We start from the raw sequence: 23,555 nt of genomic DNA on the forward strand, positions 1-23,555 counted from the left end.
ACTCACCGTTTCCGGAAACGCTCCATGGCCGACCCCTTCCAGCTCCGCCTCGTCGACAGCCGCATGCTCGCGCCCACCGTGCGCCACCTGGTGCTCGAGCGCGTCGATGGCCAGCCGCTGGCGTTCCAGCCGGGCCAGTTCGTGCAGGTGCATTTCCACTACGACGACGGCACGGCGACCAAGCGCAGCTACTCGGTGGGCACCGTCGGCGACGGCAGCTTGCCGGGCGGATTGACAGAAGTCGGGCGCATCGAAATTGCGGTGAGCTATGTCGAGGGCGGCGCGGCGACGAAACTGCTCGGCGAGCTGCCGGTCGGCGGGGTGGTCGATGCCAGCGGTCCCTACGGTCGCTTCTATCTGCAGGAAAGCGATCGCCACCCGCGCTACCTGCTGCTGGCCACCGGCACCGGCGTCACCCCGTATCGCGCCATGCTGCCGCAGATCGGGAAGCTGCTGGCCGCGGGCGGCCGCGAAGTGGTGCTGCTGTACGGCGCCCGCAGCGAGGCCGAGCTGCTCTACGGCGAGGAATTCGAGGCGTTCGCCCAGGTCCACCCCGGCTTCGCCTTCCATGCCTGTCTCAGCCGCGAGGCCCGCGCCGTGTCGCGTCCCGACGACCGCTATGGCCACGTGCAGAACGTGCTGGCCGAACTCGGCCCCCACGCCGACCGCGACATCGCCTACCTGTGCGGCAACCCCAACATGGTCGACGCCGCCTTCAATGCGCTGAAGGATTTCGGCCTGCCGGTGGCGCAGATCCGCCGCGAGAAATACATCTCGTCGCGCTGAACACGGCCGCGGCGAGGCGCCCGGCTGTGACGCCCGGCGGGGTTACCGTTCACCGACGCGTCACGGCCGTTTCACTTGCCCAAGGCTAAATGACCGTGGCGGAGTGACGGACCAGTCGCGTCAGGGTCACGGTTCGCTCGGTCAATGTGATCGCCATCACATTTCCGGCAATGGGTGCGCCGGAATCGATCAAGGTCGGACGGACTGGGGTCGATAGCCCGCTGAGAGGCTCCATGTTCAAGGGAGCGGTATCTCGACGAGGTGAGCGGTATGAGCGGTCCGCTTGGCTTTGCATTGGCAGGTCTGGCCATGCTCGTGGGCGCGTCGAACGTCTGGGCGGCGAGCGGTCGCGTCGTGTTTTCCGGTGCGGTGGTCGAGCCGACGTGTGTCGTCGCCGAAGCCGGTTCCATCGCGCAGGAAGCCGGCAGCCCGGCGGCGCAGCATCTGGCTTGCGGCCGCACCGCCACCGATGCCGGCCGCAGCTACACGCGCGAGGTGATCGACCTGACTGCGGCCAACCGCGGCCACGATCGTTTGCTGGATTATTTCGTCAGCTACGCCCGGCGCAATGCCGACGGCGCCGCCGCGGCGAAGCTGGTCGTGCACACCTACGATTGAACCGAGCGACGCCGCGTAGGCGCGGATGCCTGCCGCGCGAGCCCTGGTGACGCGTCCGAAATTACTGGTAGGAGAGCGTGAACGTCGCCGTGGCGCCAAGCAGGCCGGCGCTTATCGTGCTCCCGGTCTGGTAGTAGCGGGTGAAATAGTTCACCGTGAGCGTACCGTTCGGCGTGGCGCCAATGGTCTGGGCCACGCCGAATGACACCGGTGTCACCCCCGACGAATCCAGTACCTGCACGCCGACGCCGCCGGTGCTGCCGCTCGACGGCGCGATCACGCCTGGTTTGCCGGCGACCGGCGTGGCCGTGTCCAGCGTGATGCGCACGGTGGCGCCGCTGGAACAGGTCAGCCCGATCGAGAACGGCGTCGTGCCGGCGACCGAACCGACACCGCTGAAGGCCTGACTGGTGACCGTGGGCAGCGCCACGGTGATGTTGCTGGTGCTGACCTGGCAGGCGGGCGCGGTGAAGGTCAGGCTGTTGGCCAGGTTGATCATCGCGTCGTAGATGAAGTTGCCCGGTGTGCCCGCCTTGAAGCTGGCCAGCGGACCCTGCAGCGTGGTGCCGTTGGCAATCGTGCCGGTCTTCACCAGCTCGATGGTGACGGCATCGTTCTCGTACCAGGCGCCGTTTCCCAGGTTGAAGTAGTCGTACGGGTAGATATAGCTGCCGCGCTGCAGTACCCGGTAGCCCATGCCGGTAGTGCCGATCGGGAACAGGTTGTCTGTCGTCGCGGGGGTGCTGCCGGCTTTGTTCACCAGGCCCCAGCGGTCGTTGCCGCCCTTGCTGTCGCAGGTGAAGGAAACCGGCTGGTTGATCGGCGTGGGATACGACGTGTACAGCACGCTGCCGACCGGGGTGGCCGGATCGTTGACGATAGTCGCGGGCAGCGCCACCGAGTAGGTCCCCTGCGAGTTGCCCGGATCGAAATAGCATTTGGCCCAGCCGCGGCCGGGCATGATTGCAAGCAACGCGATGAGCAGCAGCAGCCCGCCGCGGGCCAGGCCCATGGTTGGTGTCCGCTGGCGCGGTGGATGGATGCTCATGGCGGCGTGCTCTCGAAAGCGGCGGCCGGACCGGTGGCGGGCGACTCGCTGCAGACGGCGTCCTGCACGGCATAGCGCCCGACCCCCTCGCCGCGGGCGGCGGGGACGTGGTAGGTGAAGCTGCAACGGCGCTCGTGGCCTGCGTCCTGCCAGGTCACGGTGGCGCGGCCGGCTTCCCGGCTGGCCCGCATCATGATGTGTCCGGCCTGGCCGACGATGCCGATGACCTGGTCCTGTCCGTCTTCCACTTCCGCGCCGAACGGCAGCAGCGTGCCGTCGGCCTGGTGCGCCCGGACCAGCATGAAGCGGCCGCTCTGGCTCTTGAACTTCACCATCACCACGGCGCCGGCGCGCGGCGCCACCTGGGTGCTGGTGTTGTCCAGCTGCACGTCCAGCGGCAGGCCGGCGGGGTCGATCTCGATCGTGTCGAGCACGTAGGGGCTGAGGTAGGGCACCAGCGCGTAGCCGGTGTGGTCGATGCGCACGCCGGTCGCATTGCCGACGCGCGCACCCTCGGCGTCGGGCACCTGCACGATCGCCACGGTGTCGCCCAGCGGCTGGCCGAAGGTGACCCCGCCTGGGTGCGCGACGATGCCGCCCGCCACGTTCAGTGATGCCTGGGAATAGCCGCTGCCCGCGCCGAAGTTGGCGTTGAGCTGCGCATGGCTGCCGCGGTAGCCGGCGTTGACGCTGGCGGTGCTGCCGGTGGCGCTGGGGCCGCTGTCGTGGGTGGCGGTGGCGCCGTAGTAGAAGCGGTCGTCGGCCCCGGCGTTGCCGCCGAGCGTGGCCTGTTCCTGCATGCCGCCGTTGCCGTCGCGGCTGAGGCTGCCGGTGAAAATGGGGCTGTGCGAACCGTTGCCCAGCGGGATCGTGAGGTTGACCATGTAGCGGTTGTCGCTGCGCCCGAACAGGTCGCGTTCGCGGCCGGCCGAGAGGTTGTAGTTCACTCGGCCGATCGAGTTGTCGTAGCCGAGCTGGAACTGGGTATCGGTGCCGCCGCGGTTCCAGTAGTCACGCACCGAGCCGTTGACATAGAGCGAGCCGCCGCGGCTGCCCAGCCGCTGGCTGAGGGTGAGGCTGAAGCTGTTGCGCTGGCGGTCGACGCCGTTCGGCACCAGATAGTCGCGGTAGTCGACGCCGGCCAGCGCGGCCTGCTGCGCCGGGGTGAGCAGGTCGGAAACCGGCATGCCGTTGATCGTCAGCGGCCGGGCCGGGCCGCTGGCGAAGACCGGCAGGCCGCGGCGCGCATAGTCGCGCGCGCGCGCGGCATCGCCGAGGGCGAGGAAGCCGCTGGTCGAATAGCGGTAGGCGGCCACGGTCAGCGAGGTGCCGGTCTGCGCCAGTATCTTGCTGTAGCTGAGGCGCACGCTGCGGCCGGACAGCGTGTCCAGCCCCGGAATGCGCGTGCGCGCGCTGGTGATGTCCATGGCCAGCGCGCCGTAGCGCGTGTTCAGCGCGCCGCCCAGCAGCAGCGCGCCGTAGCCGGGCGAAGCCGCCGCGCCGGCATAGCCGGTCAGCAGGTTGGAGAAGCCGCGCTGCAGGGTCGCCTGCACCAGGTTCGGCTGGTGCTCGATCGTCGCGTTGCGCAGCTGGCCGGCGGCCACGCTGAAGCGGGTGACGCCCGGGCGCAGCAGCTGCGGCACCGAGGCGTACGGCACCGAGAACGTGTGTACGCGGCCATTCGCCTCGGTCACGCTGACCTCGATGTCGCCGCCGTAGCCGGTGGCGTAGAGGTCGTCGATGACGAACGGACCGGGCGCCACCGTGGTCTGGTAGATCAGCATGCCGTTCTGGCGCACGGTCACCCTGGCGTTGCTGTCGGCGATGCCGCGCACGGTCGGCGCGTAGCCGCGCTGCGACTGCGGCAGCATGCGGTCGTCGGTGGCGATCTGCACGCCGCGCAGGCCGATGCTGTCGAAGATCTCGCCGCTGGTCCAGGCATCGCCCAGGGTCAGCTGCGCGTGCAGTTGCGGCAGGTCGCGTTGCGCGTAGGTGGCGATGTTCTGCCAGTGGTGGCCGGAACGCGCGCCACCGCCGAATTGCCAGCTCAGCGAGGAGTTGTGGCGCAGGTGCCAGCGGCCCAGGTTCAGGCCGGCGTTCAAGCCGAGGTACGACGAGGTTTGCGACAGCCCGTGGCTGCTGGTGCGGTAGCTGTTGAAGTTGTAGTTGAGCAGGCCGGCGTTGACACCGGAGTCCCAGTACTTCGGGTCGACGTAGCCGCGTGCCTGCTGCCCCAGGTAGGCCTGCGGCACGCTGGTGTCCAGGCGCAGGTCGGACATCTCGAACGCCATGCTGGCGCCGGGAATCACGCTGGCCATGTCGACGCAGACCTTGTTGTCGGTCAGCCCGGCGCTGGTGCGGGCCGACAGGTCGGCCGGGTGCAGCCCCAGCTTGTCGAGCAAGGGCCGGGTCACGCAGGGGGTGGCGCTGGCATCAGCCGATGCCGCGGCGAAACGCACGTCGCTGCGGCCGACCGGACGGTCGTTGAGGTAGAGGTCGACGCTGTAGGTGCCGGCTGGCACGAAGTTGCCGCGCTCGAAGCGGGACAGGTCGGTGGTGTTCTGCCCCGCACCGGAAAGCATGCTGCGGTCGAAGCTGGCGTCCATGGCGTCGACGGCCGGTGTGCTGGCGTCGGCGTTCGGGCCGGCGGCAGTCGTTGCGGCCACGGCGTGGCTACCCCAGCCGCACAAGGCCAGGCCGATCAGCGTGGACAGCAGCTGGCGGCGGGCCGCCACCGGGGCGCTGGCGCGCGGCCGGCTCACGGCGTGATGGTGCCCTGGTAGGACGCGGCGGCACCGAAGTCATTGATGACGGTGTAGTCGACCGTGCTGCCCGCCGCCGGCGCGCGGTCCAGCCGCTTGACCGGCAGGCGCAGCGACGACCGTGGCGCCACCATGCCGTTGGCCGGCGCATACGTCGCGCCGCCGACACTCAGCGACAGCTTGCTGAAAGTGATGTGGTACGGCGTGGGGTTGCGGGCCTCCAGTGCGTAGCCATTGCCGTCCGTGACCACGCCCCAGGTGATCTGTTGGGCCGCGGTGGCAGGCTCGCCGGCCAGGTTGGCCGGGCGGAAAAAGAGCTTGAGCCGCGAACGCACGGCGAACTGCAGCGTGTTCTGCTCTTCGCCCGGCTTCGCCGTGGGCTTGGGCGGAATCTCCAGCACGTTCAGCCAGAACAGCGACTCGCGATCGGTGGGCAGCGGCTGGCCGGTGTAGACGATGCGCAGGCTCTGGCCCTTGCCCGCGTTCATGCGCGCCAGCGGCGGCGTGATCAGGAACGGCACCTTGGCGCTGTCGGGGGTGGAATCGGGATTGCCGCCGTCGATCCACGCCTCGATCAGGGCCGGCTGGTTGCCGGCATTGCTCAGGCGCACGGTGACCTCGCCGTTGGCCGCCGGAAACACCACGCGCGTACCGGCAATCACCACGCTGGCGTGGGCGGAGCCGGTGCTGGCGCCAAGCACCAGCAAGGCTGCACCGAGGGCGCAGAGCAGGCTTTTCATCAGGGTGTCCGTGCGGATCAATGCATCGCGGCGATCGACAGCAGGAGCGCTGCAGCCACGTCCCCCCTGGCTGCAGCGCGTCAATGCCTGCTTACAGATAGGTCAGCGTGAAACCGACCGACGAGGTGACCAGGCCCGCCGTGGTGGCCGTGGCGGTCGAGACGTACTGAGCCGTGAGCGTGGTGAAGCCGGTGCCGCCCCTGACCGCGATGACCGGGGCGTTGGCCTGGGTCGACGTGTTGATGACCGCGCTGGTGCTGTTCAGCAGCTGGATCTGCACGTTCGAGCCACCGGCGGTGGCGTTCTTCAGGTTGCCGCTGGTGGTGTCGATGCTGGGGCCGGCGGTGAACGCCATGTTGGCGTTCGCGGTATTCGTGTCGCAGTTGCTCAGGTCGACGGTGAAGTTGGTGGCGCCGGCCACGTTGCCCGCGGCCGCACCAAACGCGGCGGTCATGACGGTCGGCAGGGCGACCACGTTGCTCGTGCTGTTGTTGATCTGGATGACGCAGGTGTCGGCCAACACCTTGCCGGTGAAATTGATGGTGCCGCTGCTGGCCGCCTGGGCAGTCGGAGCAAGGGCGGTGGCGGCGACGGCGGCAACCAGGGCGGTGCAAAGCAGGGTCTTGTTCATGGGTCGATCGTTCCTGTAAGTGCGTACGGGTGATGGTTCTGCATGGGCGGCAGCGGGTAGCGCCGGACCAGCTGGCTGGAGATCCGTCCGACGTGTGTTGCGGTTTCGGGAGTCCCCCCGGACATCGAATGCCGGCCTTGGCTTCTAAGGCGGCTGACTGCTCAAAGCAAGCGGTGTGCCAGAATCTGCACGTAAACGGTTACTCAAACCAGCCAAGCCGCTCGCCGGAGTGGCGTATTTGAAGCTGGGCAAGGCTTTTCGCATAATTTGTCAGCTTTCCCTGACAAAAATCGGCACTTCAAACTGCGAACTATGTCACTTATTCATCGCGCCGTCATCATGCCATTTTTATGCGTGGCGACCTTGAACCGGGAATTTGAAAACCCTTCTGTAAAGTGACCTTGACCTGGCTCGGGAAGCCTGCCTATCCTGCACTTGTCAAGGTTGCTTGACATGACCGGCGGGGTGCCAGGTGTGTACGGCGTCGGCCGCCAGGCGAAACGCAGGAGGGGATGGGGTATGCCGCGTTTTACGGAAAGGCGTTACCGGCGCCGGGTGGCGCTGGCGATGGTGCTGTATGTCGCCGTGCTGCCAGTGGCGTGGCCGCTGGTGCGCGGCACGGCCAGTGCGCCGTTCAAGGTCGCGCTGGCGCTGCTAGCGCGCCATTACGGCAGCGAGGCGAGCTGCGCCGGCGATGACGCCGGCATACCGCTGCGCTGGCGCCTGCTGCTGGTTGCCGGGCTGACCGCCCTGGTGGGGTGGCTCGCCTGGCGTCGCCGGGACGGCTTCGACCACGGGATATTCGTGGGTATGGCGGCCGCGGCGGTGCTGTTCGTGCTGGTGCAGGGCATCCTGCGTTGGCGTCGCCGTCGCTCCTCGACCGTGCCATCCCATGACGCCTGAGTCGCTGTCCATCACCACTACTGGAGCTTCCGATGCGCGCCGTCCATAAACGCTATCTGCGCGAGTTCTTCCCGGCCATGCTGGCCTATGTGGTGCTGATCGTGCTGTCGGGGCTGCTGCTGCCGAAGCTTGCCAGCCTGCCCTGGCGAGTGGGGCTGGCGTTGCTGCCGCTGCTGCCGATCGTGCTGGCGATCCGCGCGATGGTGCGGGTGGTGCGCGATCAGGACGAACTGGAGCGGCGCATCGACCTGGAATCGTTTGCGATAGCTGCCATGGCGACCGGCTTCGGCTTTTTCAGCTTCGGCCTGCTGCTGTTGGCAGATGTGGGCTGGCAGGTGCGCGGCGGAACGGTGGCGATCTGGGTGATGCCGTGCCTGTTCGCGACGTTCGGCCTGGCCAAGCTGGTGGTCGCCCGGCGCTACCGCCGCCATGCATAACCACGTGCGCGAACTGCGCGGCGAACATGGCTGGTCGCAGGCCGACCTGGCCAAGCGGCTGGACGTGTCGCGGCAGACCGTCAATGCGATCGAGACCGGCCGCTACGACCCCAGCCTGCCACTGGCGTTCAAGCTTGCGAAACTGTTTGGCCGTCCAATTGAATCGATTTTCGATCCAGGGAGCAGCACGTGAACAAGAAGTCCGGAGCACGCATGGGGGCGGTGGTCGCCATCGCGGTGGCGATCTTTGCCGCCAACCACAGCGGCCATCGCCGCGGGCAGGACAAGGGCCTGCCGCCCGCGGCCATCGCCTCACCAGCGCCTGCCGTGAAAGTGGCTCCGGCCAAACCGGCGACATGGAAGCTCGGCGCCGTCACCCTGTCCGCCTGCGAGCTGGCGCAGCCGAATAGCGGGCTCAGCACGGCGGCGTGGTGTGCCGATTTTCCGGTGCCGGAGAACCGCGACGATCCGCACATCCGCACGATCAAGCTGAAGCTGGCCGTGCTGCGCTCGCGTGCGCAGGTGGCCAGCCCGGACATGCTGGCCTTCCTCGCCGGTGGCCCCGGCCAGGCGGCGACCGATTCGGCCGGCACCGTGGCGTCGGTGCTGAAGCCGCTGCTGGCGCATCGTCACGTGCTGCTGCTGGACCAGCGCGGCACCGGCGGCTCGAATGCGCTCGACTGCAAGGCAACCGCCGAGGCCACCACTCCGGCGGACGACAGCACGTTCGATGCCGACAAGCTGCGCGCGGCCGCCGCCGCGTGCCTGAAGCAGCTGGCCGGTCACGCCGATCCGCGCTACTACACCACCACCATCGCGGCGCAGGATCTGGAGGACGTGCGCAAGGCGCTCGGCGCACCGCCGCTCGACCTGGTCGGTGTGTCCTACGGCACGCGGATGGCGCAGCAGTACCTGCGGCGCTTCCCGGATGCGGTGCGCAGCGTGGTGCTGGACAGCGCGGTGCCGAACGAACTGGCGCTGGGCGAGGATTTCGCGCGCAACCTGGACGACGCGCTGAAGGCGCAATTCGTCCGCTGCACTGCGGAGCCGGCGTGCAAGGCGAAGTTCGGCGACCCGGACCAGACCCTGTACCAGTTGCGCGACGCGCTGCGCGCCAACCCGCACCAGGTCAGCTTCCGCGACCCGCAGAACTACCAGACGGTGAAGCGGATGCTGGACGAGGATGCGCTGGCCAGCGTGGTGCGCATGTTCGCCTATACGCCGGCCACCGCCGCGCTGCTGCCGCTGTCGATCGACGCCGCCGCACGCGGCGACGTCGGCCCGTTGCTCGGCCAGGCCAAACTGCTTTCCGGCGAGCTGTCCGAGCTGATGGGCAGCGGCATGCAGTATTCGGTGATCTGCGCCGAGGATGCGGACCTGCTCACGGCGCGCCCGCAGGACGCGCAGACCATGCTGGGCACGCGCATGGTCGATGCGCTGAAGGCGGTCTGCTCGGTCTGGCCCAAGGGCACGCGCCCGGTCGATTTTCACGCTCCGCTGAAGACGGCCAAGCCGGTGCTGCTGCTGGCCGGGCAGTATGACCCGGTGACCCCGCCGCGCTACGCCGACGAGGTGGCGAAGGGCCTGCCCAACGCGCGCGTGCTAGTGCTCAAGGGCCAGGCGCACAGCGTGATGGCGACCGGCTGCACGCCGCAGCTGATCCAGCATTTCGTCGAGCAGCCCGAGCCGAAGACGCTGGACGCGAGCTGCCTGGACCGCCTGCAGCCCACGCCGATCTTCATCGACTTCAACGGTTCAACCCCTTAAGGAGCCGCGCCATGATCGAGGTAAGGGATTTGCACAAGGCGTTCGGCGCGGTGAAAGCCGTCGACGGCGTCAGCTTCACCGCCCGCGACGGCGAGATCACCGGCCTGCTCGGTCCCAACGGCGCGGGCAAGACGACCACCTTGCGCATGCTCTACACGCTGATGACGCCCGATCGCGGCCAGGTGCTGGTGGACGGCATCGACGCGGCGGCCGACCCGCTCGGCGTGCGCCGCCAGCTCGGTGTGCTGCCGGATGCGCGTGGCCTGTACAAGCGACTGACCGCGCGCGAGAACATCGACTACTTCGGCCGCCTGCACGGCCTGCCGGAGGATCTGCTGGCTAGCCGGCGCGAGGCGCTGGTGAAGGCGCTGGAGATGGTCGACATCGCCGACCGCCGCACCGAGGGTTTCTCGCAGGGCCAGCGGGTGAAGACCGCGATCGCCCGTGCGCTGGTACACGACCCGCGCAACGTGATCCTCGACGAGCCGACCAACGGCCTCGACGTGATGGCCACCCGCGCGCTGCGCCAGTTCATGCGGCGGCTGAAGGACGAGGGCCGCTGCGTGCTGTTCTCCAGCCACATCATGCAGGAGGTCGCCGCGCTGTGCGACCGCATCGTGGTGATCGCGCACGGCCGCGTGGTAGCCGACGAATCGCCCGACGCGCTGCGCGCGCAGACCGGCGAATCCAACCTGGAGGACGCCTTCGTGAAGATCATCGGCACCGATGAGGGACTGGCGGCATGAGCACGACCCCATCGAAAACCCGGCCCAGCAGCGCCTTCCTCACCGTGTTCCTGAAAGAGGTGAAGGAAAACCTGCGCGATCGCCGCACCTTGATGAGCGCCTTCCTCACCGGCCCGCTGCTGGGCCCGCTGCTGTTCGTGATGCTGATCAACCTCACCTTGAACCGCGAGCTGGACAAGGCGGAGCAGCCGCTGCCGGTGCCGGTGATCGGCGCCGAGTACGCACCGAACCTGATGAACGCACTGAAGGCGGGCGGCGTGCTGGCCGCCGCGCCGGTGGCCGACCCCGCGCCGGCGGTGCGCAAGCAGGACGCCGACGTGGTGCTGCGCGTCGCCCCCGGCTACGGCAAGGCCTGGCGCCAGGGCGAGCCGGTGCAGGTGGAGCTGTTCTACGACTCCTCGCAGCGCGACGCGAACAGCTCGGTGGAGCGGGTCACCCAGCTGGTGGAAGGCTACGCGCGCCAGCAGGGCGCGATGCGGCTGGTGGCGCGCGGGCTGTCACCAAGCACCGCGTGGCCGCTGCAGGTGGCCAGGCGCGACCAGGCCACGCCGCAGTCGCGCGCCGTGCTGATGTTCGCGATGCTGCCGTATTTCTTCGTGATCACCATCTTCATGGGCGGCATGTACCTGGCGATCGACCTCACCGCCGGCGAGCGCGAGCGGCAATCGCTGGAGCCGTTGTTCGCCAACCCGGTGGCGCGCTGGAAGATCCTGTGCGGCAAGCTGGCGGCGATCTGCGCGTTCTCCACCGCCAGCCTGCTGATCACCCTGCTGGCGTTCGCCGTGGTGGGGCAGTTCATTCCGGCGGAGAAGATCGGCATGGAGCTGGACCTGGGCCTGCACTTCGCGACGTACGCGCTGCTGCTGATGCTGCCGCTGGTGCTGCTGCTGGCCGCGCTGCAGTCGATGGTGGCGGCGTTCGCCAAGAGTTACCGCGAGGCGCAGACCTACATCTCGCTGTTGATGCTGGTGCCGATCATTCCCAGCCTGCTGCTGTCGTTCATGCCGATCAAGGCGCAGGCGTGGATGTACGCGGTGCCGCTCTTGGGCCAGAACCTCGGCATCATGCAGCTGCTGCGCGGCGACGGCGTCAGCGCCGCGCAGATCGGCCTGTGTCTGGCCGGCAGTCTGGCGGCGGCGCTGATCGCGCTGCTGGCGACCGCCCAGCTGTACCGTTCGGAGAAGCTGGCGATCTCGGCCTGAGTCTCTTGAAATCGTAGGAGCCCGCTGGCGGGCGATGCTCTTGGGACCGGGATTCGGGATTCGGGATTCGCAAAAGCAAGAGCATCGCCCGCCAGCGGGCTCCTGCATGGAGATCGGCTTCAGCGCGGTGGCGCGGTCAGTTCCTTCGCGTCGAGGTAGCCATCGTGGTTGCGGTCGAGCTTGTGGAACTGCCGGCGCAGGTTGTCCTGGTATTCCGTGAGCGTGATCGGCTGGCCGCGGCCACCGGGCAATTCGTCGGTTTCGAGGATGCCGTCGCCGTTGCGGTCCATCGCCTGGAAGCCGCGGCCCATGTACGCCAGGTACTCGGCCTCGCTGACCCGGCCGTCGCCGTCGCGGTCGAACGCCTGCAGGTACTCCGAACGCGTGTCCTGCGCCAGCGCGGTCGCCGCCGCCAGCAGTGCCAGCGCGGCAGCCAGCCGCACGTTCAGCGGTGGCCGCCGTGGATGCCGATGAACTGCAGGAACTCGGCGCGGGTGCGCGCGTCCTCGCGGAAGGTGCCGAGCATCTGGCTGGTCACCATCGACACGCCGCGCTTGTGCACGCCGCGGGTGGTCATGCATTCGTGGCTGGCGTCGACCACCACCGCCACGCCGGCCGGCTGCAGGGTCTCCTGGATGCACTGGGCGATCTGCGCGGTGAGCGTCTCCTGCACCTGGAAGCGGCGCGCGAAGCCGTCCACCACGCGCGCCAGCTTGCTGATGCCGACCACCCGGTTGGTCGGCAGGTAGCCGACGTGGGCACGGCCGATGATCGGCGCCATGTGGTGCTCGCAGTGGCTCTCGAACTGGATGTCGCGCAGCACCACCATCTCGTCGTAGCCGTCCACCTCGCTGAAGGTGCGGCGCAGGTAGTCGCCCGGGTCGGACTCGTAGCCGGAGAACCAGTCGCGGTACGCCTTCACCACCCGCTTGGGCGTGTCCAGCAGGCCCTCGCGAGCGGGATCGTCGCCGGCCCAGCGCAGCAGCGTGCGCACGGCCTCCTCGGCCTGCTCCTGGCTGACATCGTTCGGGGGCTGGTTGCTCATGCAGATACCTCTGGCGTGCGGATGGTGCAGTTTAGCGTTCGCGCCAGGTGCGCGCATCGGATCGCGGTATCCCGCTCAGGCATCGTCTTCGCGGGTGAGGTCGGTACTGTCGATTCCACTTTCGGAAGAATTTTCCACGGGTTCCAAATCGTCGCCTGCGGATGACAGCTTTTTCGGCATCGACCGCTTGGGCTTGATGCCGAGGTCACGCAGTTGTTCGGCCTGTCGAACCAGGCCGCTTCTTGGATTGACCAGGGCCTTTTCCGCCGCCTGCGTCGCCACCGTCGCTTTGGCGAGTGCATCGCCAATGGAAACGACGTGCTCGCTGAAGCGCACCGCGGCGTCATACATCAGGCCACCACGCTTGACGATTTCCTCCATGCTGCGCGTGGTCTTGTCGACACGCCAGATGTACTCGATGGTACGCAGTACCGTGAACAGTGTATTCGGTGACACCAGTGCCACGTGGCGCTCCAGCGCGTATTGCGCCAGGCCCGGATCGGCTTCGCTCGCCGCCATCAGCGCGCTTTCGATCGGTACGAAGAGCAGCGTGAAGTCCACGCTCTTGAGGTTGTACAGCGAGGGATAATTCTTGCTGGACAGATCCTTGATGTGCCGTTTGATCGATGCGGAATGATCATCCAGCGCCATGGCCCGCGCGTCGTCGTCGGCCGAGGAGACGAAGCGTTCGTAGGCGATCAGCGACACTTTTGCGTCGATGACGATGGCGCGTTCCCGCGGAAGGTCGAGCACCACATCGGGAATGAGCCGGCCGTCGACCTCCTCGGTGTGATGGCTTGCCTGCGTGCGGAACTCGATTCCCTCGCGTAGTCCGGCTAGTTCGAGGATGCGCTGCAACACCGCTTCGCCCCACATGCCTCGCGTCTTGCTCTCGCCTCGCAGCGCATTGGTCAGTGACTGCGCTTTTGCGCCGATGTCCTGGTTCAACTCGGTGAGGTGGCGGATCTGCGCGATCAACCCCTCGCGCGCGGTAAGGTCAGCCTCGCGGGTCGCCTCCACCTTGCCCTTGAAGTCGTCGAGCGTCTTGCTGAAGGGGCCAAGCAGGTTGGACAGCGTGGCCTTCTGCTGCTCGTTGAGCCGGGCACCCTTTTCCTCCAGCAGCGTGCTGGCCATCAGCTTGAACTCCTTGGCCATCTCTTCCTTCGCGTCGGTCAGCAGCTTGCTTGTATCGATTTCGCGCTGCCGAGCGGATTTCACTTCCTGTTCGAGCCGCGCCTGCGATTCGAGGAGGGCGCTTTTCTCCTCGGCAAAGGCCCTGCTGGTGGCAGTCAACAAGGCGATCTGCTCATTGGCTGCCGCCAGGCTGCGTGCGGCCGCGCCGTGCTGGCTGGACATGCTGGCCAGTTCGGCGCGTCTTGCCGAAAGATCCTCCTGCGCGGCCCTGAGTTCACGCTCCATGGTCACGGCCCGCTCCGCTTGGGCCTGCGCGTACGCCAGTTGCGACGAGGTTTCGCGCAACCTGCTCTCGGCGTCGCTGCGCGTCTTTTCGGCATCGCGCCCGCGCACCAGCACGGTTACCTGCAGGGCGATGACCACGAGTACGACAGCGACAAGAGCGGTCAGCAGCAGTTCGGTGGCAGACATGACGTGTTCCGTGGATGGCAAGCTGCCAGTTTACGCGCTGGCGTATCAGCCGCTGCGTCGCCGGTGCCGAGCTTGCCTGAACTGGCGCAAGCGATACGGGAGGATCGCCCGCACCGGCTCGATGCGAAGGGTGGAACGTTTTCCCGGGTCGATGCATCCAGTGTACGTCCAGCCGTCTCACCGGCTGTGCCCATTTCACGTCACCATTGCTGCAGCGGTGCATCATGGGTCGATCCATCGGCCCGGGAGACAGACATGGAACACATCCACGATTACCTGATCATCGGCGGCGGCATGACCGCCGATGCGGCTGCCAAGGCGATCCGCGAGGTCGATGCCGCGGCGAACGTCGGCATGGTCGGCGCCGAGGCGCAGGCGCCGTACCAGCGTCCGCCGTTGTCCAAGTCGCTGTGGAAGGGCGACAAGTCGGTGGCCGACATCGACCTGGCTACCGCGGCCAGCGGCGCTGTGCTGCATATGGGGCGGCGCATCGAGTCGCTGGACCGGGTCGCGCGTACCGCGCGCGACGACCACGGCGACAGCTACCGCTACCGCCGCCTGCTGCTGGCCACTGGCGCCACCCCGCGCCGGCTGCCGTTCGAGGGCGGCGAGCGGATCATCCATTTCCGCACGCTGGACGATTACCAGGCCTTGCGGCGCTACGCCAAGCCTGGCGCCTTCATCGCGGTGATCGGCGGCGGCTTCATCGGCTGCGAACTGGCCGCATCGCTGTGCGCCCTCGGCTGCAAGGTGAGCCTGCTGTTTCCCGGCGGGACGATCGGCGCGGGGCGCTATCCCGAGGGCCTGGCGCGCTATCTCGACGCGTACTACCGCGATCGCGGCGTGGACGTGCGCAGCGGCGTGCGCGTGGAGGGCAGCAACCCCACCGATGGTGGCGTCGAGCTGACGCTGTCCGACGGCAGCCTGCTGCGCGTGGAGGCGGCGGTGGCCGGCCTCGGCGTGACGCCGAACACCGCGCTGGCCGAACAGGCCGGGCTAGCCGTCGACAACGGCATCGTGGTCGACGCGCAGCTGCGCAGCAGCGATGCGGACATCTGGGCCGCCGGCGACGTGGCCAATTTCCACAATCCGGCGTTGGGCCGGCGCCTGCGCGTGGAGCACGAGGACGCGGCGGTCAGCATGGGCCGCCATGCCGGCCGCGCGATGGCCGGCGTGGCCGGGGAATATACCGTATTGCCGTTCTTCTATTCGGACCTGTTCGACCTCGGCTACGAGGCGGTCGGCCTGCTCGACACGCGCCTTGAGGTGGTCGAGGACTGGCGCGAGCCGAACCGCGAGGGCGTGGTGTATTACCTGGACGGTGGCCGCGTGCGCGGCGTGTTGCTGTGGAACACGTGGGACCAGGTGGGTGCCGCGCGCGAGCTGGTCGCGCAGGCCGGCCCGTTCGACGCCGCTTCGCTGCGCGGGCGGCTGCCGCAAAAACCCTGACCCACACCACGTTGCTGTAGGAGCGCACCCTGTGCGCGATGCTCTTCGTCAGGTAGCGAAAGAGTATCGCGCGCAGGCGCGTTCCTACAAAAAAAACGGCGGTTTTGCCCCACCTGCAGCCGCGTAGGGCGGGCACGGCCCGCCGGCTTTGGTTTTCGCAGCCGCGTAGGTTGGGGTGAGCGCAGCGACCCCCAACGTCACGGCGCGAGCATGTTGGGGTTCGCTGCGCTCACCCCAACCTACCCCGGTCGCGCTACCTCACTCCACCCGGCAGAACGCCGCCTTCAGGTAGCGGCCTTCCGGCACGTCGGTGCGGAACGGGTGGTCGGCGCCGGGGCCGCGCACTTCCAGCACCTGGATCTCGCGGCCGGCGTTGAGCGCCACCCGGCGCAGCATCTCCAGGAACTCGGCCTCGCCGACCAGGCCGGTGCACGAGCAGGTCAGCAGCAGGCCGCCAGGCGGGATGATGTCCAGCACCATGCGGTTCATCGCGAAGTATTTCTTCAGCGCGTCCATCACCTTGCTGCGGTCGCGGGTGAGCTTGGCCGGGTCGAGCACCACCGCGTCGTAGCGCTCGCCGCGCGTCACCGCGGCGCGCACCCAGTCGAAGATGTCGGCCTGCTCGAACGTCGCCGCGACGTTGTTGGCGGCGGCGTTAGCGCGGGCTACTTCCAGGATGCTCGCATCCAGATCCACGCCGACCGCCTCGCGCGCGCCGGCCGCCATCGCGTGCACGGCGAAGCCGCCGGCATTGCAGCACAGGTCGAGCACGCGACGGTCTTTCGCCAGTTCCGCGAAGCGCTTGCGGTTGTCGCGCTGGTCGGCGAAGAAGCCGGTCTTGTGGCCCAGGCCCGGCGCGGCGTGGAAGCGCAGCCCATGTTCGTGCACCTCGAATGGCGCCGGCACCTCGGGGCTGCGGCAGTCGAACGACTCCTGCTTCTGCACGTGCGACTCGGCAAACCAGTACAGCTGCGCGCCGGGGAAATGCGTGAGCAAGGCGGTGTGAATCGCCTCGCGGAAACGCCACATGCCGGCAGCGAAGTATTCGATGACGAGGACGTCGGCGTAGCGGTCCACGATCAGCCCGGAGAGTCCGTCGCCCTCGCTGTGCACCACGCGCCAGGCGTCGCTGACGGCATCGAGCTGCAGCCAGTCGCGGCGCAGCTGCACTGCGCGGGCGATCCGCGCGGCGATCCAGTCAGCGTCGATCACCGCATCCGCATGCGTGTCGAGCAGGCGCAACGCGATGCGCGCGTGGCCGTTCCAGAGCGCGCGACCCACGAAGCGGCCTTTCGCGTCGTGCACCTCGACCACGCTGCCCGGCGGCAGCTCCGCCTCCGGCTTGTGCAGCTGCGCCGACCACACCCACGGGTGGCCGGGAGCGCGGTCGGACTTCAGGCGGATGACGGGGAGCGCGGCGGGCGTATTCATCCGCGCATGATAACCGCTGCCCGGGTTCCTCCCCTGCCTGCAGGGGAGGCTGGGAGGGGTTGCTCGGGCTGGCAGGGAAGATCAAAGGCACCCCACCCCGGCCCTCCCCTGCGTCGCAGGGGAGGGAGCAGGAGCGTCAGCGCAGGCGCAGCACCAGCCAGGAGAGCAGCGCCAGCAGGTTGATGCCGAGGCGCGACACCGCCGGGCCGGCCGCGGCGAGCACGAAACCCTGCGTGCCGAAGTGCCAGTCCAGGTCCAGCCGCGGCGCGGCCTGCAGGGTGGCGAACACGTTGACGAAGGCGCCGCAGTGCAGGCCGTAGCTGAAGAGCGGCGTAGCGATCAGCGGCAGCTGCAGCAGCTGTGCCCAGCGCGACATGCGCACGCCGTGTTCGCTGCCGGCCACCAGCTGGATGCCTGCGGCCAGCACGAAGCCGTACAGCGCCAGGCCGAGCAGGGCGACCAGGCTGTCATGCGCACCGAACGGCAGCAACCGGCGCAACATCGCGGCCACACCGTAGAAGCCGCCGGCGATTTCGAGGACGCCGATCAGACGGAACAGGACGGTGCGCATGCGGGGCCTTGTGCGGAAAAAGACGCAAGCTTAGAGCCTGTCCGAAGTCTCCGGAAACCCCGCGCCAGGAGCTGTCGGCGCGCGGGCTCTCATACCAACTTGCGTTCAATAAACTAGATATACTCTTGCCATCGCCTGGAAGGGAGATGGCAAGTGAAGACACTGATCGGCAACGACAAGGCCACGGTGAAGCGACTGGCGGAGCGACTGAAGCAAGCCGGATCGCATCGCGAGTACCAGCGAATCCAGTGCGTGCTGCTACGGGCCACACTGGGGAGCTCGGCGCAGGAGATTGCCCAGATCCTGGGATGGTCGGCGTCGACCGTCCATACGATCCATTCGCGCTGGGCCAAGGAAGGTGAGGCGATCTTCGCGCTGAACGAGCGTGGCGGCCGCCATCATCAGTACTTGAGCGAGGAAGAGGAGAAGGCACTGCTGGAGCCGTTTGTGCGACAGGCCGAGATGGGTGGGATGTTGCGTGCCTTGGACATCCGGCAGGCATATGCGGCACGGGTCGGCAAACCGGTGGCGCTGTCGACAATCTATCGCCTGTTGGAGCGGCATGGTTGGCGCAAGGTGATTCCACGGCCCCGCCACCCGAAGGCAGACGTTTCGGCCCAAGCGGCATATAAAAAAACTGCGGCGCTGCGTTCGCGCCGAGGTCGCGCGTCAGGCTAGGTGCGGTCGCCCGGTTCGCTTGATGTTCCAGGACGAGGGGCGGTTTGGCCTGCTCGGCTCGCCACGGCGATGTTGGGCGCCCTCACCGACACGTCCTGTCGTGGGGGCGCGGCTGGAACGTCAATACATCTACGCCTTCGCCGCCGTGAGTCCTCACGACGGCGTCCTCGACAGTCTCATCTTGCCGTGGGTCAATGCCGAGGCCATGTCCCTGTTCCTGGCCGAAGTGGCCGGTCGCCATCCTGGCGAGTTCATTCTCATGGTCATGGATCAAGCCGGCTGGCATCAGGCAAACGCCCTGGTCGTTCCCGACTCCATGCGCCTGGTGTTCCTTCCCCCCTATAGCCCCGAGCTCAACCCAGCCGAGCATCTCTGGAAGGCCTTGCGCGAGCAAGACTTCGGCAACGAGGTCTTCAAGAACCTCGATGCCGTCGAAACGACCCTAGCCGGCGGATTGCGCGCACTGGAAGTCGATCACGACCAAACCCAGTCTTTGACCGGCTTCAAGTGGATAACTTCTATATCATTGAACGCAAATTAGTATCAGGCGATCAGCACGCCGCGCGCTTCCTCGACGATCGCGTGCGGCACGAAGCGCGCGCTGTCCTGGGTGATCAGCGTGCTGTCCTCGCGGATGCCGATGCCGCAGGCGCGGTCGCCGACTACCCAACTGCCGAGCAGCGGGTGGTGGCCGTCGAAGGTCGGCAGCGGGTGGCAGACCTGGCGGATGCATGGACCGTCGTAGGGGCCGCCGGTGGCGAGTTGGCGTCCATCGTCCAGGCGCATTGCGATATTGGCGCCCTCGCGCGAGTGCAGCGGCTTGCGCACCCAGCCGCGCGGCAGCTCGCCGCCATCGTCGAACATCGCCGGCAGCAAGTTCGGGTGGCCCGGGTGCGCTTCCCACAGCAGCGGCAGGATGCCCTTGTTGCTCAGCAGCGCCTTCCACGGCGGTTCGATCAGCTGCAGGCCGGCGCGCGGCAGGTACGCGCCGAACGACTCGCGGAACAGATCCTCCAGCGGGTACAGCTTGAACAGGCAGCCGATCACCTGGTCGTCGAGGTCGGTGAAGCGGCCGTCGGCGGAGATGCCGATGTCCTCGATCGCCAGCAGCCCGCAGTCGATGCCGGCCTGCAGCGCGCAATCACGCAGGTAGGCCACGGTGCCCTGGTCTTCCGCCGAATCGCGCACGGCGGCCAAGTGGAACGGTCGCGCGATCCGGCGCGCAATGGTGCCGAACGCCTCCACCAGCGACTCGTAGATGGAGTTGAACTGGTCGCTGCCGGCCGGCAGCTGGCCGCGCGCGAGCTGGTCCTCCAGCCATTGCCATTGGAAGAACGCGGCCTCGAACAGAGAGGTGGGTGTGTCGTAGTTCAGCTCGTAGAGCTTGGCCGGGCCGGTGCCGTCGTAGGCGAAGTCCAGGCGGCCGTACAGGTAGGGGTCGCGCCTGCGCCAGCTCTCGGCGATCCAGTCGCGGTACGGCTCGGGGATCGCCAACTGCTGCATGTGCCGCTCGCTGCCCACGATGCGCTCGACCATGTCCAGCGCCATCGCGTGCAGTTCTTCGCTGGGCGCTTCGAGGTCGTCCTCGATTTCGCGCAGGGTGAAGGCGTAGTACGCCGACTCGTCCCAGTACGGCGCATCGTCGATGGTGTGGAAGCCGAAGCCGCACTCGGCGGCCTTCGCGCGCCAGTCGGGGCGCGCGGCGGTGGCGACGCGGCGCATCAGCCGCCGATGCCGCGGCTGCTGCCGGAGCTGCCGAAGCCGGAACGGCTGACCGTGACCGCGCGGTTCGGCGTGGCGTTGACCGGCACCATCGCGGTGCCGGCCCCGCCGCGATAGACGCCGCCCGTACCGGCGCCGGCGGCGGGGCGCTGCCAGCCGCCGTTGCTGTCGCGGAACGCCGGCGCGCTGTTGAAGCCGTTCGCGGCCATGCCGTTGCGCATCATCTGCGACAGGAAGAAACCGGTCATCAGCGGGCCGAAGAACGAATGGTTGGCGCCATCGCTGCGTTCGGCGCACTGCTCCTTGCCGTAGCTGGCCTCGCACGCCTCGCGGTTGGCGAAGCGCGGCGCATTGGTGGTCGCATCCCGCTGTGCCTTGGCGAACGCCTGCTGGCAGGTATCGCGGTCGTTGGTCTGCGCCACGCAGGCCTCGACCGAGGTGTACAGGCCTTCGCGCGACGCGCTTTCGCTGCGGTCGCAGGCGGTCAGCAACAGCGGGGCCGTGCTCATCAGCAGCAGGGCGGCGGTCTTGGATCGCTTCATGGGATGCTCGGCTCGCGGGTATCCGTCCAAGCATGCCTGCTTGCGTGCGCGGAAGGAAGTTCTTGCGGTAGGAGCCGCGGTAGGAGTCCGCTTGCGGGCGAGGCTCTTGGAGCTGGGATTCGGGATTCGGGATTCGGGATTCGCAAAAGCAGAGCATCGCCCGCAAGCGGGCTCCTACCTGGTTGTGGAGCTATTCGAGTCCGTCGGCCAGCTCGTGCAGGTCGGCGACGTGCTGTTCCCACCAGCGCGATTCGGCGGCGAACGGGAACGCGGCGGGGAACGCCGGGTCGTGCCAGCGCGCGGCGATCCAGCCGGCGTAGTGCAGCTGGCGCATCGCGCGCAGCGCCGGCACCAGCGCCAGCTCGGCGTGGTCGAACGGGCGGAACTGGCGGTAGCCCTCGAGTACGGCGTCCATCGCGCGCTCGTCGTTGGCGAGCATCCACAGGTCCTGCACGGCGGGGCCGCTGCGGGCGTCGTCGAAATCGACGAAGTGCGGGCCGGCATCGGTCCACAGCAGGTTGCCGGGGTGGCAGTCGCCGTGCAGGCGCAGCTGGCGTACCGGGCCGACCGCTTCCAGGCGTGCGGCGATCGCCGCATCCAGCCGCGTCGCGGCGGCACGGTAGTTCCCCTGCAGGGCGGCGGGCAGCAGCGACGAGGCGAGCACCGCATGCATCGGCTGCTGCACCATCGTGTCGCGGTCGAGCCGGCCGCGATGCGCGAACGGCGCTCGCGCGCCGACCAGATGCAGACGTGCGATCAGCCGGCCCAGCCACTGCAGTTGATCGGTCGCCTCCAGCTCAGGCGCGCGGCCGCCGCGGCGCGGCGTCAGCGCGTAGCGGAAGCCGCCGTGATGCAGCAGGGTGCGGCCGCCGAAGGCCAGCGGCGCCACCACCGGCAGTTCGGCCTCGGCCAGTTCCTGCGTGAACGCGTGTTCCTCGATGATCGCCGCGTCGCTCCAGCGGCCGGGCCGGTAGAACTTCGCGATCACCGGCGCGGCCGGCTCCAATCCATCGTGTTCCAGGCCCACCTGCCACACCCGGTTCTCATAGCTGTTCAGCGCGAGCAGACGGCCATCCGGCCACAAGCCGCAGGCGCCCACCGCGTCGAGCACGAGGTCGGGAGTGAGGCTGGCGTACGGCGTGCCGGCTGTCATCGGGTACCGCGCCTCTTTCGTTCGCCTCCTCTCCCCACGCAGGGGAGAGGATTGAGGTGAGGGGCGGGTGCTCGCGGGAACGTCACGATCAACGCACGCCCATGCCGCGTGCCGGGATCACCGCCATGGTGAGGCGCGCGATGCACACCAGCGCGCCCTCCTCGCTCTCGATGCGGATCTCCCACACCTGGGTGGTGCGGCCGATGTGCAGCGCCTTCGCGGTGCCGGTGACGCTGCCCTCGCGCACGCCGCGCACGTGGTTGGCGTTGATGTCCAGGCCCACCGCCCGTTCCTTCTCGGGATCGAGCGTAAGCATGGCCGCGGTGCTGCCCAGCGTCTCGGCCAGTGCCACCGAGGCGCCGCCGTGCAGCAGGCCGTACGGCTGGTGGGTGCGCCGGTCGACCGGCATGCTGCCGGCCAGCCAGTCGTCGCCGACCGCGGTGATACGGATGCCCAGCGTCTCCATCAGGGTGTTGGCGCACCAGCCGTTGAGGCGGGCGAGGTCGGTGGATTGTTTCCAGAGGCTCATCGTTGATTCCTGTAAAGCGAACCCGCATTGTTGTCCGCTGTGATCGTCGCGACAATGCACCCAGTGCCCATCGTCACCCTCAAATCTTCCGGCCGCCGCTTTCCGGTGGCCCCCGGCGAAACCGTGCTGGAAGCGGCGCAGCGCGCGGGCGTGGCGTTGCCGTATTCGTGCCGCGCCGGCGTTTGCGGCAGCTGCAAGGCGACCCTGCTGGAAGGGCGCTGCGAATACCCGCGCAACCCGCCGCTGGCGCTGGATGCCGGTGCGCTGGCCCATCACGCGGTGCTGCCGTGCCAGGCGGTGCCGTGCGGCGACCTGCTGCTGGAAGCGCGCGAGGTGGCCTCGGTGGAGGACATCGCGCGGCGCCAGCTCGGCGTGGTGGTGGCCGCCAAGTGGCGGCTGGTGGCGGACGTGATCGGCCTGCGCCTGCTGCCGGATCGCGGCGAGCGCCGGCTGCGGCGGCTGCCCGGCCAGTACCTGGACGTGCTGCTGGAGGACGGCCGGCGCCGGCCGTTCTCGATCGCCAACGGCCCGCAGCGGGACGGTTCGATCGAGCTGCATGTGCGCCACGTCGCCGGTGGCGGCTTCACCTCGTGGGTCAACGACGTGCTCGAGGTCGGCGACCGCCTGCGCGTGGAGGGGCCGCTGGGCACCTTCGTGCCGCGCGAGGATTCCGAGCGGCCGATGATCTTCATGGCCGGCGGCACCGGCTTCGCCCCGGTCAAGGCGATCGTCGAACACTTCATTGCACTGGGCACGCGCCGGCCGATGCGGCTGTACTGGGGCGCGCGCAGCGCGGCCGACCTGTACCTGCGAGCGCTGGCCGAGCGGTGGGCGCGCGAGGTGCCGAACCTGACGTTCCACGCCGTGGTCTCCCACCCCGAACTGGCCGATGGCCTGCGCATGGGGCTGGTGCACGAGGCGGTGCTGGCCGATCAGCCCGGCCTCTCCGGCCACGACCTGTACATGAGCGGCCCGCCGGCGATGATCGACGCCGCGCACCCGCTGTTCCTCGCCGCGGGGCTGCCGGAGGATCGGCTGTACTACGACTCGTTCGAGTACGCGCCGGACGTGCTGGCGCAGATCATCGCCGGCCGCGCCGGCATCCACGACCTGCCGTTGCCGTAGGAGCCCGCTCGCGGGCGATGCTCTTGGAGCCGGGAGCCGGGATTCGGGATTCGGGATTCGGGATT

General features: G+C 68.3%; 25 protein-coding genes. 12 read left to right on the top strand and 13 right to left on the bottom strand.

The genetic code is table 11. From position 1 onward, the window contains the following. The first annotated feature begins 24 nt into the window (after positions 1 to 24). Together LRK53_RS01390 and LRK53_RS01395 are read left to right on the top strand one after the other, a co-directional pair. Positions 25 to 786, top strand: coding sequence for a ferredoxin--NADP reductase (locus LRK53_RS01390; RefSeq protein ID WP_027493479.1), 762 nt, complete (start codon positions 25 to 27; stop codon positions 784 to 786). Positions 787 to 1,056: 270 nt separating this feature from the next. Further along, positions 1,057 to 1,404 carry a hypothetical protein gene (locus LRK53_RS01395; RefSeq protein WP_235642456.1) on the top strand — a complete coding sequence of 116 codons (348 nt, stop codon included), beginning with the start codon at positions 1,057 to 1,059 and terminating at the stop codon, positions 1,402 to 1,404. 61 nt (positions 1,405 to 1,465) lie between these two features. On the opposite strand, the gene LRK53_RS01400 is transcribed toward LRK53_RS01395, so the two are convergent. From LRK53_RS01400 to LRK53_RS01415, 4 genes are all read right to left on the bottom strand, one after another. Beyond that, positions 1,466 to 2,452, bottom strand: a complete 987-nt coding sequence (locus LRK53_RS01400) for a fimbrial protein (RefSeq protein WP_081666656.1) — start codon at positions 2,450 to 2,452, stop codon at positions 1,466 to 1,468. Then, positions 2,449 to 5,214 (bottom strand): fimbria/pilus outer membrane usher protein, encoded by a 2,766-nt coding sequence (locus LRK53_RS01405; RefSeq protein ID WP_235642457.1) that lies wholly within the window; start codon positions 5,212 to 5,214, stop codon positions 2,449 to 2,451. The genes LRK53_RS01400 and LRK53_RS01405 overlap by 4 nt, the downstream gene beginning before the upstream one ends. Then, a complete protein-coding gene (locus tag LRK53_RS01410; RefSeq protein ID WP_027493482.1) occupies positions 5,211 to 5,954 on the bottom strand; it encodes a fimbrial biogenesis chaperone in 744 nt (247 codons plus the stop codon). Before LRK53_RS01410 ends, LRK53_RS01405 begins: the two co-directional genes overlap by 4 nt. A gap of 91 nt (positions 5,955 to 6,045) precedes the next feature. After that, a complete protein-coding gene (locus LRK53_RS01415) occupies positions 6,046 to 6,585 on the bottom strand; it encodes a fimbrial protein (protein WP_027493483.1) in 540 nt (179 codons plus the stop codon). 519 nt (positions 6,586 to 7,104) lie between these two features. Between LRK53_RS01415 and LRK53_RS01420 the strand changes: the two genes are divergently transcribed. Genes LRK53_RS01420 through LRK53_RS01445 form a run of 6 tightly spaced genes read left to right on the top strand, consistent with a single transcriptional unit; the run spans position 7,105 to position 11,640 of the window. Then, positions 7,105 to 7,488 (top strand): hypothetical protein, encoded by a 384-nt coding sequence (locus LRK53_RS01420; protein ID WP_027493484.1) that lies wholly within the window; start codon positions 7,105 to 7,107, stop codon positions 7,486 to 7,488. Between the two features lie 32 nt (positions 7,489 to 7,520). Further along, positions 7,521 to 7,925, top strand: coding sequence for a UbiA prenyltransferase family protein (locus LRK53_RS01425; RefSeq protein ID WP_037090152.1), 405 nt, complete (start codon positions 7,521 to 7,523; stop codon positions 7,923 to 7,925). Beyond that, the gene (locus tag LRK53_RS01430) at positions 7,918 to 8,118 is read left to right on the top strand and encodes a helix-turn-helix transcriptional regulator (protein WP_027493485.1); all 201 of its coding nucleotides are present in this window, start codon (positions 7,918 to 7,920) and stop codon (positions 8,116 to 8,118) included. Before LRK53_RS01425 ends, LRK53_RS01430 begins: the two co-directional genes overlap by 8 nt. A gap of 20 nt (positions 8,119 to 8,138) precedes the next feature. Next, positions 8,139 to 9,692 carry an alpha/beta hydrolase gene (locus tag LRK53_RS01435; RefSeq protein ID WP_027493486.1) on the top strand — a complete coding sequence of 518 codons (1,554 nt, stop codon included), beginning with the start codon at positions 8,139 to 8,141 and terminating at the stop codon, positions 9,690 to 9,692. Positions 9,693 to 9,703: 11 nt separating this feature from the next. Continuing rightward, positions 9,704 to 10,438 carry an ABC transporter ATP-binding protein gene (locus LRK53_RS01440; protein WP_027493487.1) on the top strand — a complete coding sequence of 245 codons (735 nt, stop codon included), beginning with the start codon at positions 9,704 to 9,706 and terminating at the stop codon, positions 10,436 to 10,438. Further along, the gene (locus LRK53_RS01445) at positions 10,435 to 11,640 is read left to right on the top strand and encodes an ABC transporter permease (protein WP_235642458.1); all 1,206 of its coding nucleotides are present in this window, start codon (positions 10,435 to 10,437) and stop codon (positions 11,638 to 11,640) included. The genes LRK53_RS01440 and LRK53_RS01445 overlap by 4 nt, the downstream gene beginning before the upstream one ends. A gap of 119 nt (positions 11,641 to 11,759) precedes the next feature. On the opposite strand, the gene LRK53_RS01450 is transcribed toward LRK53_RS01445, so the two are convergent. From LRK53_RS01450 to LRK53_RS01460, 3 genes are all read right to left on the bottom strand, one after another. Then, a complete protein-coding gene (locus LRK53_RS01450) occupies positions 11,760 to 12,083 on the bottom strand; it encodes an EF-hand domain-containing protein (RefSeq protein WP_027493489.1) in 324 nt (107 codons plus the stop codon). Between the two features lie 2 nt (positions 12,084 to 12,085). Further along, positions 12,086 to 12,691 carry a GTP cyclohydrolase I FolE gene (gene folE, locus LRK53_RS01455; protein ID WP_185754684.1) on the bottom strand — a complete coding sequence of 202 codons (606 nt, stop codon included), beginning with the start codon at positions 12,689 to 12,691 and terminating at the stop codon, positions 12,086 to 12,088. 69 nt (positions 12,692 to 12,760) lie between these two features. After that, positions 12,761 to 14,290, bottom strand: coding sequence for a DNA recombination protein RmuC (locus LRK53_RS01460; protein ID WP_027493491.1), 1,530 nt, complete (start codon positions 14,288 to 14,290; stop codon positions 12,761 to 12,763). 255 nt (positions 14,291 to 14,545) lie between these two features. Here LRK53_RS01460 and LRK53_RS01465 point away from each other — a divergent pair, with 255 nt between their 5' ends. Next, complete coding sequence (locus LRK53_RS01465; protein ID WP_027493492.1) at positions 14,546 to 15,739, top strand: NAD(P)/FAD-dependent oxidoreductase; 1,194 nt, start codon at positions 14,546 to 14,548, stop codon at positions 15,737 to 15,739. A 258-nt stretch (positions 15,740 to 15,997) separates the two neighbouring features. Here the strand turns inward: LRK53_RS01465 and LRK53_RS01470 are convergent, their stop codons facing one another. Then, positions 15,998 to 17,170: a class I SAM-dependent rRNA methyltransferase gene (locus LRK53_RS01470; RefSeq protein WP_027493493.1), complete on the bottom strand. Its 1,173-nt coding sequence runs from the start codon at positions 17,168 to 17,170 to the stop codon at positions 15,998 to 16,000. Between the two features lie 136 nt (positions 17,171 to 17,306). After that, positions 17,307 to 17,741 carry a hypothetical protein gene (locus LRK53_RS01475; protein WP_027493494.1) on the bottom strand — a complete coding sequence of 145 codons (435 nt, stop codon included), beginning with the start codon at positions 17,739 to 17,741 and terminating at the stop codon, positions 17,307 to 17,309. A gap of 153 nt (positions 17,742 to 17,894) precedes the next feature. Between LRK53_RS01475 and LRK53_RS01480 the strand changes: the two genes are divergently transcribed. Both LRK53_RS01480 and LRK53_RS01485 read left to right on the top strand, forming a co-directional pair. Next, positions 17,895 to 18,419 carry a winged helix-turn-helix domain-containing protein gene (locus LRK53_RS01480; protein ID WP_235642338.1) on the top strand — a complete coding sequence of 175 codons (525 nt, stop codon included), beginning with the start codon at positions 17,895 to 17,897 and terminating at the stop codon, positions 18,417 to 18,419. Further along, positions 18,379 to 18,960, top strand: coding sequence for an IS630 family transposase (locus LRK53_RS01485; RefSeq protein ID WP_235642640.1), 582 nt, complete (start codon positions 18,379 to 18,381; stop codon positions 18,958 to 18,960). The genes LRK53_RS01480 and LRK53_RS01485 overlap by 41 nt, the downstream gene beginning before the upstream one ends. Before the next feature lie 2 nt (positions 18,961 to 18,962). Here LRK53_RS01485 and LRK53_RS01490 read toward each other — a convergent pair whose 3' ends face one another. The 4 genes from LRK53_RS01490 to LRK53_RS01505 all read right to left on the bottom strand — a co-directional run bounded on the left by LRK53_RS01490 (position 18,963) and on the right by LRK53_RS01505 (position 22,365). After that, positions 18,963 to 20,141, bottom strand: a complete 1,179-nt coding sequence (locus LRK53_RS01490; protein ID WP_027493628.1) for a glutathionylspermidine synthase family protein — start codon at positions 20,139 to 20,141, stop codon at positions 18,963 to 18,965. After that, complete coding sequence (locus LRK53_RS01495; protein WP_027493629.1) at positions 20,141 to 20,683, bottom strand: DUF1190 domain-containing protein; 543 nt, start codon at positions 20,681 to 20,683, stop codon at positions 20,141 to 20,143. Before LRK53_RS01495 ends, LRK53_RS01490 begins: the two co-directional genes overlap by 1 nt. Positions 20,684 to 20,873: 190 nt before the next feature. Next, complete coding sequence (locus LRK53_RS01500; protein WP_027493630.1) at positions 20,874 to 21,836, bottom strand: serine/threonine protein kinase; 963 nt, start codon at positions 21,834 to 21,836, stop codon at positions 20,874 to 20,876. Positions 21,837 to 21,924: 88 nt separating this feature from the next. Further along, positions 21,925 to 22,365: a hotdog fold thioesterase gene (locus LRK53_RS01505; protein WP_235642459.1), complete on the bottom strand. Its 441-nt coding sequence runs from the start codon at positions 22,363 to 22,365 to the stop codon at positions 21,925 to 21,927. 54 nt (positions 22,366 to 22,419) lie between these two features. Between LRK53_RS01505 and LRK53_RS01510 the strand changes: the two genes are divergently transcribed. Next, the gene (locus LRK53_RS01510; protein WP_235642460.1) at positions 22,420 to 23,490 is read left to right on the top strand and encodes a 2Fe-2S iron-sulfur cluster-binding protein; all 1,071 of its coding nucleotides are present in this window, start codon (positions 22,420 to 22,422) and stop codon (positions 23,488 to 23,490) included. Positions 23,491 to 23,555 lie beyond the last annotated feature (65 nt).

The organism is Rhodanobacter thiooxydans (assembly GCF_021545845.1).
GTDB lineage: Bacteria > Pseudomonadota > Gammaproteobacteria > Xanthomonadales > Rhodanobacteraceae > Rhodanobacter.